13 protein-coding genes and 2 pseudogenes are annotated in these 12,796 nt (G+C 63.4%); 2 read left to right on the forward strand and 13 right to left on the reverse strand.

The genetic code is table 11. From position 1 onward, the window contains the following. Window positions 1–7: 7 nt before the first annotated feature. From KM031_RS18000 to KM031_RS18050, 11 genes are all read right to left on the reverse strand, one after another. Entirely contained in the window at window positions 8–1,510 is a 1,503-nt protein-coding gene (locus KM031_RS18000) for an aldehyde dehydrogenase (RefSeq protein WP_215505135.1), read from the reverse strand. A gap of 3 nt (window positions 1,511–1,513) precedes the next feature. Beyond that, entirely contained in the window at window positions 1,514–2,431 is a 918-nt protein-coding gene (locus tag KM031_RS18005) for a dihydrodipicolinate synthase family protein (protein ID WP_215505134.1), read from the reverse strand. A gap of 191 nt (window positions 2,432–2,622) precedes the next feature. Continuing rightward, complete coding sequence (locus KM031_RS18010; RefSeq protein WP_215505133.1) at window positions 2,623–3,711, reverse strand: ABC transporter ATP-binding protein; 1,089 nt, start codon at window positions 3,709–3,711, stop codon at window positions 2,623–2,625. Continuing rightward, window positions 3,708–4,508, reverse strand: a complete 801-nt coding sequence (locus tag KM031_RS18015; RefSeq protein ID WP_215505132.1) for an ABC transporter permease — start codon at window positions 4,506–4,508, stop codon at window positions 3,708–3,710. Before KM031_RS18015 ends, KM031_RS18010 begins: the two co-directional genes overlap by 4 nt. Continuing rightward, entirely contained in the window at window positions 4,508–5,347 is an 840-nt protein-coding gene (locus KM031_RS18020; RefSeq protein ID WP_215505131.1) for an ABC transporter permease, read from the reverse strand. Before KM031_RS18020 ends, KM031_RS18015 begins: the two co-directional genes overlap by 1 nt. An 82-nt stretch (window positions 5,348–5,429) precedes the next feature. After that, window positions 5,430–6,440 (reverse strand): ABC transporter substrate-binding protein, encoded by a 1,011-nt coding sequence (locus KM031_RS18025; RefSeq protein ID WP_215505130.1) that lies wholly within the window; start codon window positions 6,438–6,440, stop codon window positions 5,430–5,432. Between the two features lie 29 nt (window positions 6,441–6,469). Then, window positions 6,470–7,933, reverse strand: coding sequence for an aldehyde dehydrogenase (locus KM031_RS18030; protein WP_215505129.1), 1,464 nt, complete (start codon window positions 7,931–7,933; stop codon window positions 6,470–6,472). 12 nt (window positions 7,934–7,945) lie between these two features. Further along, complete coding sequence (locus KM031_RS18035; RefSeq protein ID WP_215505128.1) at window positions 7,946–8,983, reverse strand: LLM class flavin-dependent oxidoreductase; 1,038 nt, start codon at window positions 8,981–8,983, stop codon at window positions 7,946–7,948. Further along, window positions 8,980–9,915 (reverse strand): flavin reductase family protein, encoded by a 936-nt coding sequence (locus tag KM031_RS18040; RefSeq protein ID WP_246567059.1) that lies wholly within the window; start codon window positions 9,913–9,915, stop codon window positions 8,980–8,982. Before KM031_RS18040 ends, KM031_RS18035 begins: the two co-directional genes overlap by 4 nt. Then, the gene (locus KM031_RS18045; RefSeq protein ID WP_215505127.1) at window positions 9,912–10,706 is read right to left on the reverse strand and encodes an alpha/beta fold hydrolase; all 795 of its coding nucleotides are present in this window, start codon (window positions 10,704–10,706) and stop codon (window positions 9,912–9,914) included. Before KM031_RS18045 ends, KM031_RS18040 begins: the two co-directional genes overlap by 4 nt. After that, the gene (locus KM031_RS18050; RefSeq protein ID WP_215505126.1) at window positions 10,678–11,280 is read right to left on the reverse strand and encodes an amino acid synthesis family protein; all 603 of its coding nucleotides are present in this window, start codon (window positions 11,278–11,280) and stop codon (window positions 10,678–10,680) included. Before KM031_RS18050 ends, KM031_RS18045 begins: the two co-directional genes overlap by 29 nt. A gap of 100 nt (window positions 11,281–11,380) precedes the next feature. On the opposite strand from KM031_RS18050, the gene KM031_RS18055 reads away from it, so the two are divergent. Then, window positions 11,381–12,064 carry a GntR family transcriptional regulator gene (locus KM031_RS18055; protein ID WP_215505125.1) on the forward strand — a complete coding sequence of 228 codons (684 nt, stop codon included), beginning with the start codon at window positions 11,381–11,383 and terminating at the stop codon, window positions 12,062–12,064. Next, window positions 12,061–12,348: a DUF1330 domain-containing protein gene (locus tag KM031_RS18060; protein WP_246567058.1), complete on the forward strand. Its 288-nt coding sequence runs from the start codon at window positions 12,061–12,063 to the stop codon at window positions 12,346–12,348. The genes KM031_RS18055 and KM031_RS18060 overlap by 4 nt, the downstream gene beginning before the upstream one ends. 49 nt (window positions 12,349–12,397) lie before the next feature. Here KM031_RS18060 and KM031_RS22710 read toward each other — a convergent pair. Together KM031_RS22710 and KM031_RS18065 are read right to left on the reverse strand one after the other, a co-directional pair. Further along, a pseudogene (locus tag KM031_RS22710) lies at window positions 12,398–12,556 on the reverse strand (acetyl-CoA C-acetyltransferase); the annotation flags it as partial. Continuing rightward, a pseudogene (locus KM031_RS18065) lies at window positions 12,556–12,795 on the reverse strand (thiolase family protein); the annotation flags it as partial. The pseudogenes KM031_RS18065 and KM031_RS22710, both read right to left, overlap by 1 nt. Window position 12,796 lies beyond the last annotated feature (1 nt).

Raw genomic sequence — 12,796 nt, forward strand, 5'->3', positions numbered from 1 at the left:
TGATACCTCACTCAATCGCGGTGTCAGCGGTATCGCTCAGATCCACCCAGATGGTTTTCAGCTGCGTATACTGATCATGGGCATGGATGGCATTGTCGCGCCCGCCAAATCCCGACTGTTTGTAGCCGCCGAAGGGGGTCGTGATGTCCCCCTCGCCAAAGCTGTTCACCGTCACCGTGCCCGCCCGCAGCATCCGCGCCCCGCGCAAGGCCCGTTTGCCATTCGCGGTGAAGATACTGGCGGCAAGGCCGTAGGTCGTGTCATTCGCCACGGCAATCGCCTCTTCAAAGCTGCCCACCGGGATCACCGTCAAAATCGGGCCGAAGATTTCTTCGCTGGCGAGCGTCGAGCCATGGCTGGCCTCGACCACCGTCGGTTCGATGAAGCCCTCGGCAACCACCTTGCCGCCGATCACCACCGTCTCTTTCGCCGCCACCTTCAGATAACCCAAAACCTTGGTGAAATGCGCCCTGGAAATGAGCGCGCCGACCCGCACCTCCGGATTCAGCGGATCCCCAACCACCCATTCACGAAGATGCTCTGCAACCTTTGCCAGCAAGCGGTCCTTCACCCCGTGCTGCACGATCAGGCGCGATGCGGCGGAGCAGTTCTGCCCCATGTTCCAGAACGCCCCGTTGACCACATGCGCCGCCACTGCGTCCAGATCTTCGGCGTCATCCAGCACGATGCAGGGGTTCTTGCCGCCGAGTTCCAGCACGATTTCCTTGAGGTTGCTGTCGGCGGAATAGTGCAGGAATTTTCGCCCCGTCACGGTGGAGCCGGTGAACGACACCATATCCACATCCGCGTGCCGTCCCAGCGCTTCGCCCACGTCACCGCCGCCGGTCACGATGTTCAGCACCCCCCGTGGCAGACCCGCATCGGCGGCCAGCTCGGCCAGCCGCAACGCGGTCAGGCTGGTTTCGGCCGCAGGCTTCACCACCACCGAACAGCCCGCCGCCAGCGCCGGGCCGATCTTCCATGCCAGCATCAGCAAGGGGAAGTTCCAGGGCAGCACCAGCCCCACCACCCCCACGGGTTCACGCAGGATCATGGCGATGTGGTCGGTGGATGCCGGGGACACCTGATCGTAGATCTTGTCGATCAATTCGCCATGCCATTTGAGGACATGGATCGATTCCGGGATATCGACGTTTTCGCAATCATAGATCGTCTTGCCGCTGTCGAGGCTTTCCATCACCGCCAATTCGCGCGCATTGCGGTCCATAAGGTTGGCAAGGCGCACCAACACCTCTTTGCGCGCGCCGGGATGCAGGCGTGACCAACGGCCATCCTCAAACGCCGCACGGGCCTTGGTAACAGCCAGATCCACATCGGTGGCATCGCAGGCAGCAACCGTGCCCAGAACGGCGCCTGTTGCCGGGTTGTTCGTCTCGAATGTCTTGCCGGAACGCGCCGGGCGAGAACTGCCGTCGATCCAGGCGTTCTGCGGCAGATCCAAAGCGGCAGCAACGGCGCGGTATTCCTCATGGGTCAGAAGGTCAGTCATGGCTCAGTTCCCCTGCATGATGGCGGCAACGGTGGTCTTCAGGGTGCGGATCACCTGTTCCAACTCGCGCTTTTCTTCCTTGTTCAGTCCCTTCAGCGGCGGGCGCATCGGCCCCGCCGAAATGCCGGAAACCTCGACCCCATGCTTGATGCACTGGATGAACTTGCCCCCCTGTTCCAGCACAGCCATCAGCGGCAGCATGGCCGACATGATCCGCCGCCCTTTGGCAAAATCACCCTTGATCACGCAGGTGTCGTAAAGGGCAATGTGTTCTTCGGGCAGGAAGTTCGAGCCGCCGCAGATCCAGCTTTGCGCACCCCAGGCAAAGAATTCCAGCGCCTGATCGTCCATGCCACAGGACATCTGGATATGCGGATAGTCGCGGGCCAGCAGATGCACCCGGTTGATATCGCCCGAGCTTTCCTTGATCCCGATCACGTTCTTGCTGCGCCCGACACGGTCGAGGAATTCGCGCCCCATCTCTACGCTCATCCGGCCGGGATAGTTGTAAAGGATGATCGGCAGATCTGCGGCACGATCAATGGCCAGGGCATTCAACGCATTTTCGCGCTCGGTCGGGACAGAATAGGGGGGCGTCCCAAGCAGGATGCCATCGGCACCCATATCCCGCGCGCCCTGTGCCAATGCGATGGAATCCGGCGTCCGCATTGCGCCAGTGCCGATGATCACAGGAATGCGCCCCTTGACCTGTTCGACGATGAACCGCGCGATCTGCAGGCGTTCTTCAACCGTTTCGGCATAGTTTTCGCCGGTGGATCCGCCCGAGATCAGGCCATGCACCCCAGCCGAGATCAGCCGTTCGATCAGCGCCGCCAGAGAATCGAAATTGATCCTGTCATCGGCGAAAAACGGCGTGATGAGCGGGGTGTATATCCCCTGCAACTTGAACCGGACAGTCATGCGCGCCCTTCCTTGCGATTATCGGACAATACGCCAGCAAAGGGGCGTCGCCGATCAGGTTCAGGCTCCTGCGCCTGCCCCTGTTCGATAGAAGAGTTCGCAACCGGCACGCAAAGGAGAATGTCCTGCGGCTTGGCATGAGCGCAACTAATGCAAGGGGGGCCAACGGCACCAAGATCGGCGCGCGCGACCTACCCCCGCGCAAAGGCATGTGCTGCGTCCGGCGTCCAGCGCACATGCAGTTTGTCGCCCTTTGACACCCGGCCAGACAGCGGATGGCCGAAGCCCACCCGCACGGTCAGCGCGCCGCCCCATCCGGTGCGGGCGGCGATCGTGGTGTTATTGCCCAGAAACGTCAGATCCTCGACGGTGACGGGCAGCGAGGCGCCTTCCGCCCCCGCCTCGGCAGACAGGTCGATCCGTTCGGGGCGCAGCATCAGGTCGGCGGCCTGGCCTGCGGTCCCGGTTCCATGCAAGGGCACTGCCGCCACAAGGGTGCCGTCACCAAAGCGCAACCCGGCGCGATTGCCCGATACCCCGACCAACTCGCCCTTGAGAAAGGTGCTGTCGCCGATGAAATCGGCGACAAACCGGGTGGCCGGGTTGGCATAAAGCTCGGGTCCGGTGCCGACCTGTTCAATCTTGCCCGCGTTGAAAATGGCAATCCGGTCTGACAGGCGCAGCGCCTCTTCCTGATCATGAGTCACATAGAGGATCGTCACCCCGGTTTCCTGATGGATGCGGCGGATTTCGAACTGGATTTCCTCGCGCAGCTTCTTGTCCAGCGCGGACAGCGGCTCGTCCATCAGCAATACCGGCGGATCATAGACCAGCGCCCGTGCAAGCGCGACGCGCTGCTGCTGCCCGCCCGACATCTTGGCAGGCATCCGGTCCTCGAACCCGTCCAGCCGCACCAGCGCCAGCGCGCGCTTGACCTTGGCCGCGATCTCGGATTGGCCCATGCGGCGCACGCGCAGCGGGAAGGCGACGTTTTCGCCCACGCTCAGATGCGGGAACAGGGTGTAACGCTGAAACACCATGCCGATATTGCGCCGGTGCGACGGGGTCGACAGGATCGAGCGCCCCTCCAGCTTGATGTCGCCCGCCGTCGGATCCTGAAACCCCGCAAGGATGTAAAGTGTGGTGGATTTGCCCGAGCCGGACGGGCCCAGAAAGGTCATGAACTCGCCTTTGGCAATGGTCAGCTCCACATGGTCGGTGGCAATCACCGGGCCATAGATTTTGCGGATGCCGTTGATGTGCAGATAGGGCGTTGTCATTTGGTTTTGCCTTTGCGGATCAGGGCGGCAGCGATCATCAAGAGCACCGTCAGCGCCACAAGCAGGGTGGAGGCCGCTGCGATGACCGGGGTCAGATCCTGTCGCAGGGTTGTCCAGACCTTTACAGGAAGGGTTTGCAGGTTGGGCGAGGCCATGAAGATTGCCAGCACCACCTCATCCCACGAAATCAGAAAGGAAAAGATCGCCGCCGAAAACAGGCCATGGCGGATCCCCGGCAGGGTGACGCGCAGCCGTGCCTCCCAGGGCGAGGCGCCGCAAAGGATGGCGGCATCCTCGATGGCGGGGTCAAATGTTTCCAGCGCGCCGGTGATGGTGATGATGGCAAAGGGCAGCGCCACGATCAGATGGGCGATGACAAAGCCGGGCAGCGTGCCATTCAGCCCAAGACGCAAGAACGCGGCATAGAGCGCGACCGCCACAATCACCACCGGCAGCACCATCGGTGTGAGGAAAAACGCCCGCAACACCGCCCGCCCCTTGAAGCGCCCGCGCACCAGTGCCAGCGACGCCAGCAGGCCCAGCCCCACCGACAGCACCATGACAATGACCCCGATCTTGGCCGATGTCAGCGCCGCCCCCAGCCAGCGCGGGTCTGCGAACAGCTCGGCATACCAGTTCAGCGTCCAGCCCGGCGGCGGAAAGATCAGCCAGCGTGACGACCCGAACGACAGCGCCACGATGAACAGGATCGGCAGCAGCAGGAACAGCGACATCACCGCGCAGATCCCCGACAGGATCCATTTCCATGCGCCCAGCTTATCAAAATCAAGCAGCATCAGATCGCCTCTTTCTGTTCGAAAAAGCGCAATTGCACGGCGTAAAGCCCCAGCGTGACAATCAGCAGCAAGAAGGCCGCGGCACCGCCCATGCCCCAGTTCACCAGGCTTTGCACTTGCTGGGCGATCAGCTCGGCCAGCATCATGTTGGCGGTGCCGCCCAGCAGCGACGGGGTGACGTAATAGCCAAGCGACATCACGAACACCATCAGCGCCCCCGAGGCGATCCCCGGTGCCGACAGCGGCAACAGCACCTTGCGCAGGGCCTGCCCCTTGGTTGCGCCACACAGGGCGGCGGCCTGCAAGATCGCGGGGTCGATTTTCTTGAGAACGCCCATCAGCGGCAGGATCATGAAGGGCAGCATGATATAGACCATGCCGATGGTCACACCGATCAGGTTGTTGGTCAGTTGCAGCGGCGCATCGATCACCCCAAGCGCCATGAGCGTGCGGTTGATCAGGCCGGTTTGTTGCAGCAGCACCATCCACGCATAGGTCCGCGCCAGAAGGTTTGTCCACATCGACAGCAGGATGATGGCAAACACGACCGAGGCCCACCGCGCGGGCATGATGGCCAGCGCCCATGCCACGGGAAAGGCGATCAGCACGGTGATTGCCGTCACCACCCCAGAGACGAAGAAGGTATTGAAAAAGATCCGCGCATAAGTGGCGCTTCCCACGAGGGCGGCATAGTTTTGCAGGCCCAGTTCTGGCTCGGTGAACGAACGGGTCAGCAAAAGCGCCACCGGCACGACGAAAAACGCAAGCAGCAACACAATCGCAGGCAAGGCAAAGCCAAAACCTGACCCGCGACGCCGCGTGGAGATGGCGGACAGCATATCAATTCCCCTGACAGAACTCTGGGCGGAAGGGCGTGCAGGTCTGCCGGGCGCCATGGCGGCACCCGGCAGACCGGCGCGGTTATTGCGCTTGCCACGCATACCAGCGGTTGCCGATCTCATCGCGGTTGGCGGCCCAATAGGCCATGTCGGCATTCACCTGCACCGCCGTCTGCGCATCGGGCAGCGTGGCGCGGACGGCCGGGTCCATCAGATCGGCAGAGCCGAGATTGACCGGCGCATAGCCAGTCGCCGCCGCAAAGACGGCCTGACCTTCGGCACTGGTGGCCGCGGCGATGAAGGCCATTGCGGCGTCCTTGTTGCTGGTTCCCTTGGGCACCACAAGTGCGTCGGCGGCGGTGATGTTCTGATCCCAGCTGATGCCGACGGGCATTCCGTCAGCGGCCAGCGCCGCCAGCCTGCCATTCCAGAAAAACCCGATCGGAGCCTCGCCCGAGGCCAGCAATTGCTGGCTTTGCGCGCCACCTTCCCACCAGATGATATCGGCCTTGATCGTGTCGAGCTTGGCAAAGGCGCGATCAAGATCAAGCGGATACAGCGCCTCCGGTGCCACGCCATCGGCAAGCAGCGCCGCCTCGATCACGCCGGGCGCGGACCATTTGTAGAAGGTGCGCTTGCCGGGGAACTTTGCCGTGTCAAACAGATCCGACAGGGTGGCGGGCTGCGCCTCGGTAAAATTCGCCGGGTTCCAGCCAAGAACGAAGGAATAGTAGAACGACCCCACCGCAAAATCCGACACAAAGCGCGGATCGAGCTTTGTCTTGTCGATCACCGCAAAATCCAGCGGCTCCAGCAGGCCTTGCTGGCCCGCTTGCAGCGCCCAGTCATACTCCACATCGACCACATCCCAGTTGACGGCATTTGCCTCGACCATGGCTTTGATCTTGCCGTAATCGGTGGGGCCATCCGGCACGACCGAGATGCCCGATTTTTCGGTAAAGGGTGTCGCCCAATGCGCAGCCTGCGCATCCTGCGTGGTGCCCCCCCAGGAGGTGAACACCATCTCCTGTGCCATTGCGCCATGCGCCATCACGGCACTGGCTGCGGCCAGTGCGAACAAGGTCTTTTTCATGTGGTCGTCTCCCTAGGTTTGGTGCTGTGTCAGCGCATCACGAACGGGTCCGGGATCGGATCGTCAGAGGTGCGCAGCCAGACTGTTTTGATTGTCGTGTAATCCAGTGCTGCTGCCAGACCGCCTTCGCGGCCATGCCCCGAAAGCCCATGCCCGCCAAACGGCGCAATGGGCGAGACGGCACGGTAGGTATTGACCCAGACAATCCCGGCACGAATGCCGCGGATCATCCGGTGCGCGCGCGTCAGATTGCGGGTGAACACCCCCGACGCCAGACCGAATTCGGTCTCGTTGGCCAGCTCAAGCGCCTGTTCTTCGGTGTCGAAACTGACCACCGACAAGACCGGCCCAAAGAATTCCTGACGCAGGCACGGGGCATCGGGCGCATCGGTGCAATCCAGAATGGTTGGCGGAAAGTAGAAGCCCGCCCCCGACACCGCGTGCCCGCCCGTGACCAGATTTGCCCCCGCCGCCAGAGACTGCGCGATCAGCGCCTCGATCCGGTCACGCTGGCGCGCGGTGCAGAGCGGGCCGATCTCGGTTTCCATCCGGTCGGGGGCGCCGATATGGGCGGCTTCGGCCTTGGCCTTCAGCCGCGCCAGAAACGCCTCCTTGACGCTGCGCTGGACCAGCAGCCGCGATCCGGCGACACAGCTTTGCCCGGTGGCCGCAAAAATGCCAGACACCTGCGCATTGGCGGCACTTTCCAGATCGGCGTCTTCAAAGACGATGAACGGGGATTTGCCGCCCAGCTCCAGCGAGGTTTTCGCCAGATTCTCGGCACTGGCCCGCACGATATGGCGCGCGGTATCCGGCCCGCCGGTAAAGGCGATATGCGCCACCTTGGGGTGGCTGGTCAGGGCGCGGCCTGCCTCGGGGCCGCCGGTCAGGATATTGATCACCCCCGGCGGAAAGCCTGCCTCATGCACCAGCCGCGCAAATTGCAGCAGGGGCGCCGGGCCATCTTCGCTCGCCTTCAGCACCACGGTGCATCCCGCCGCCAAAGCCGGGCCAAGCTTCACCGCCGAAAGGAACAGCTGGCTGTTCCATGGAACAATCGCCGCCACCACGCCCACCGGCTCGCGCCGCAACCAGACCTCCATGTCAGGCTTGTCGATGGGAAGATGCGACCCTTCGATCTTGTCGGCCAGACCGGCGTAATAACGATAGTATTCCGCAACATAAGCAATCTGCGCGCTGGTTTCCCGGATGATCTTGCCGGTATCGCGGGTTTCAAGCGCCGCCAGCCGTGGCGCATGGGCCTGCACCAGATCGGCCAGCCGCATCAGCAGTTTGCCCCGCGCACTGGCCGTCATGCCCGCCCAGGCGGCAGAGGTGAAGGCCCGATGGGCCGCCGTCACCGCCCGGTCCACATCGGCAGCATCCGCCAGCGGCATCACCGCCCAGGCGGCCCCCGTGGCCGGATCAAGGCTTTCGAAGGTGGCGGTGCCATCCGCGAAACTGCCGTCGATATAATGCTGGAAGCGGTCCATCGTGGTTCCTTTTCAGGCGAAAGCGGGCATCACATCGCGGATCAGCCGTTCAAGCGAGGCTTTCTTGCGTGCAAAGCCCATGCCGGTGTCGATCCAGAAGCTGAATTCATCATATCCCAGCGCCTCATAGCCCTTGATGCGCGCGATCACTTCGGGGGCCTCGCCGATGATCTGGTTCTTCCGCATCGCCGCTGCGGAATAGAACGGATGCGCGGCGATTTCGGCCTCGCTCAGCTCTTGAATCAATCCTTGTGAAATCGGGCGTTCATTTTTGAACCATGCCCCGAAATAACAATAGAATTTGTTGATCTCCTGGGCTGCCAGCTGCGCATCGGCCTCGCTGTCGGCAACATAGGCGTGGCGCAGCACCATGATACTGGGGCGCGGCACATCGGGATGGGCGGCGCAGGCGGTGTTGAAGCGTTCCATCAGACTGACCACCTCCTCATCGCCCAGATGCAGCGGCGTCACCTGCACGTTGCAGCCATTGGCCACCGCAAAATCATGGCTGCTGGGGTCGCGCGCGGCCACCCAGATCGGCGGCCCCGGCTGTTGCAGCGGTTTGGGCGAGGCGGTGGTTTTCGGGAACTGCCAATATTCGCCCTCATGGGCATAATCGCCAGACCAGAGCGCCTTGACCGCCGGGATCAACTCGCGCATCCGCCCCCCCGCGCCCCAGGCGTCCATGCCCGGCATCAGGCGTTCGTATTCAAACGTATAGGCCCCCCGCGCGATCCCCAGATCAAGGCGGCCATCCATGATGAGGTCGGCCATGGCCGCCTCGCCCGCCAGGCGGATCGGATGCCAGAACGGCGCAATCACCGTGCCGGTGCCCAGGCGCACATTGCGGGTGCGCCGCGCCAGATCGACAAGGTTCAGCAGCGGGTTGGGCGCGATGGTGAAATTCATGCCATGATGCTCGCCCGTCCAGATGGCGTGCATGCCGCCCTCATCCGCGATACGGCACAGCTCGATCATCTCGTCATAAAGCTGCTTCTGGTCATCTTCGGACGAAACGCGCTCCATATGGATAAAAAGAGAAAATTTCATCCGGCTTGTCCTTCCAGCGTCCGCTGCACGCGGCCTTGCTCATGTGTTCCAAAGTAGATGCCGTAGTTGCCCATGCGCGATTCCTCGGCCAGCCGCTGCAACATCTGGCGCAGCGCCGGGTCGGTGACATCGGCAACTCCCTGGGCCGACAGTTCGACAAAGGCCCCTTTGGCCGGTTGGCCGGGTTTGGTGGGGCAGCGCAGCGCAATATGTTGGGTGCCCTGAACCGGGTCTTCATACACGGCATAGATGGAGCCTGCTTCGGCCTGCAGCCCGGTGGTGCGGATCAGCCCGGCCAGGGCCGACTGAACGCCTTCGCGCCCCACCCGCGCCATGGGCACCGACAGCCCGCCGCGCCCGTCATCCACCAGAAGCACCGTGCCTTCGGTTTCCAGAATGGCCGAGATCACCACATCCGGCCCGGCCGGTAGCTGGGCCGCGGTTGCTGCCGGGGTCACATAGGCCCCCCGGTAATAGCCCAGACCAGCGGTGGGTGTGGCCTCGAACGCGCCGATCCGCCCTATCAGGATCGTGTGGTCGCCTGCCGGAATGGCCTGCGCCAAATCACAGTCGAACCACGCCGACACCCCGGCGATCAGCGGCGATCCAATCGGGCCATGCCGCCAATAGGTTTGCGCAAAGCGGTCTGCTGACGGGCGGGCAAAGGTGCCGGACACCTCTTTTTGCCCCTCGCCCAGAATGTTCACCGCAAAGCCCTTGCCCGAGACGAAAGCGCCAAGGTTGCCAGAGCTGTTGGCGATCGACACCAGAAGCAACGGCGGATCCAGCGAGACGGAGGAAAACGAATTGGCGGTAAAGCCAAGCGGTTTTCCGTCGGCATCCAGCGTCGTGACCACTGTAACCCCGGTCATGAAACAGCCAAAGGCATCCCGAAGGGCACGGGGATCAATCGAAGCGATCTCGGCGCTCATTCCGCAGTCTCCTTGGTGGACAGCCAGCGTTGCAATTCGGCGGTAACAGCCTCCGGGGCCGTCAGATTGACCATATGCCGGTGGCCGGAAATGATTGCGGCGCGTCCGTGGGGGACCATCGCCGCCATGGTTTCTGTCATGGCCGGGGTCGAATTCGCATCACCATCGCCGGTCAGCACCAACAGCGGGCAACGGATCTGGTCCAGCCGGTCGGCATAGACGGTATCCCCTTCCGCAAAGGCGCGGTAAGCGGTGGCATAACCGCGATGCGAGACGGCCCGCAGCCAGCCCGCCACCTGATCACGCAGCGCATCCTCCTCCGGGGCGAACCAGCGGTCCAGCGGCCCCTCGATCCCGCCTGCATCGGCGGCGATTTCTGCGGCACGGGTCAAGACAGACGCGCGGGCGGCAGGGCTGCGGCGATGCACGCCGTTCAGCAAAGCCCCGCGGCGGACCAGATCGGGCCGCTCCACCGCCAGACCGGCAGTGATCAGGGCCCCCATCGAATGACCTGCAAGACTGACCGGCCCCAGGTTCAGGGCCTCGATCACTTGCGCAGCCCAGGCCACATAATCCGGCAGAAGCGCGCCGCCGGGCAAGGGATCGCTGTCGCCATGGCCGGGCATGTCAATCGCGATGACCCGGTGATCTGCCGCCAGCGCCGCGAACTGCGGCGCCCAGGCTTCCGCCCGCATCCCCACCCCGTGGATCAACACCACCGGGTCGCCCGCCCCTGCCATCAGGGCGCGGACGGCAAGCCCGTCAGACAGCCGCAGGGTTTGCGAGATCATTGCCCAGATCCTTCAGGTCTTGATAGCGGTCGCCGATACGATGATGCGGCCGCCCACCGGTCGACGCGCCAAGCGCCACGACGATCTCATCTGCCGCCGGGGCATCGGGGATCGAGAAATGGATGGTCTGGTAATGCGAGCGGCGGCCCTCGTCATGCTTGTCCATCAGCGGGATCATCACCGGGCAATTGGCCGGGCCGCGCACGTTGGTGAAGGCCAGATAGGTTTTCGCGCCCAGAGCATGACGATAATGATTGCCGAAGCGCAATGTGTGGATCAGCGCATTGGCGTGTTCCAACTCACCATCCAGCCCCACAACCGCCGCCTTGCCGTAACCTTCGACGGCATCAGCGCCCCCTGCCGCTTCAAGGATCATCGCGGTCAGCAGCGCGCCCAGTTCCGGGGCCACGGCGTGAATGGCCGGTTTCAGATCCTCGACAAAGCCCATGCCCGCCCAGGGGTTTTTCAGCACCGCCGCCGCTGTGATCAGCTTCAGGGGGCGGGGCGCCGCGCGTCCGCCCTCGACCAGCGTTGTTTCGATGAGGGTGAAGGTTTTCCGAATCTGCGCAGTCATCAAAGGCTCTCCCGTTTGCTTGTCTGTATGTTGGTATACCATCATACGTCATGTCAATATAAACTTGCACAGACCGCCCGAGGCCCCTATCCTTCATCCCATGGATCAGACATCGGACAGCGATCTGCGGATCGAGCACACGCCCACAACCCTGCGCGAACTGGCGGTCGAAAGACTGCGCCATGCCATCATTTCAGGCCGGTTCACCGGCGGTTACAGGCTGGTGGAACGGACGCTCTGCGATCAGTTGGGCGTCTCCCGCTCTGTCGTGCGCGAGGCGATCCGGTATCTTGAGGCAGAGGGGCTGGTCGAAACGCTGGCACGCAGCGGCCCGATCGTGGCCAATCTCGATTGGACCCGCGCGAAACAGGTCTATGAAATCCGCCGCCTGCTTGAGGCCGAGGCCGCCGCCACCTGCGCCCGCGTCGCGGATGATGCGGTCAAAGCCCGGCTGCGCAAGGCATTGGCCACGTTGGAGGCCGCATTCCATGACGAAGATCCGCAACAGCTCTATGCCGCGACCACCGATTTCTATCAGGTCATTTTTGCCGCCGCCGGGCATGATATTGCGTGGGAAGTGGTGCAGCGGCTGAATGGCCGGATCTCGCGGCTGCGGGCGCTGACTTTGGCATCGACCAATCGCCGCATTTCCGGGCCGGCCCATATGGCCTCGATCTGCGCCGCCATCTGCGCCAATGCCCCGGCAGCGGCGGCGCAGGCCGTGCGGGACCATCTTCAGGATGCCGCCGAAATTGCCCGCACGCTGTTGGAAAGCACATCATGACCGCCTATTGGATCGCCCATGTCACCGTCACCGATCCACTGGCCTATGCGGCGTATCAGGCGCTTGCCCCGGCAGCCTTTGCTACCCATGGCGCGCGGTTTCTGGCCCGCGGCGGCACCTCGGAGGTTCTGGAAGGCCAGTCCCTGACCCGCCATGTGATCATCGAGTTCCCCTCATTGGCCGCCGCCAAAGCATGTTACGACAGCCCGGAATACCAAGCCGCCCGCAAGGCGCGGTCAGGGGCCGCCATCGTCAGTGTCGTCATCGTCGAGGGCATTGCCTGAGAAAACGCGGCCAGATGCAGCGCTGACCCATGCGCTGCGGCGCCGGGCACCCGTCGCGTTTCATCGCGTGGCCCAGCCGCGTCGTGAGAATGGCCCCCATCGCGCCGATCGGGTGGCCATGGGCAATCGCGCAGCCATCGACATTGATGATGTCGAGCGGAAGGCCCAACTCTTGTGCCACAGCAAGCGGCACGGCGGCGAAGGCATCCTGGCCCCGGATCCGCAGACCCGGTTGACCGTCAGCACCGGAACCGTCACGGGCAGCCCCGCGCCGATGGCCGCCTGCCGCGCCGGGTTCATCCGGTTCCCGGCCTGCATGACATTGCCCATGATCACGCTGTCGATCCTGTCCGATGCGAGGCCCGCCCGGCGCGGCGTCTCACCGGTGGCGATGGCGCCGAGTTCGGTGCGAACGGGATGGACGAGGATGATCTGCGGCGTGGACATG

It is taken from the genome of Gemmobacter fulvus (assembly GCF_018798885.1).
In the GTDB taxonomy this organism is placed as follows: domain Bacteria; phylum Pseudomonadota; class Alphaproteobacteria; order Rhodobacterales; family Rhodobacteraceae; genus Gemmobacter; species Gemmobacter fulvus.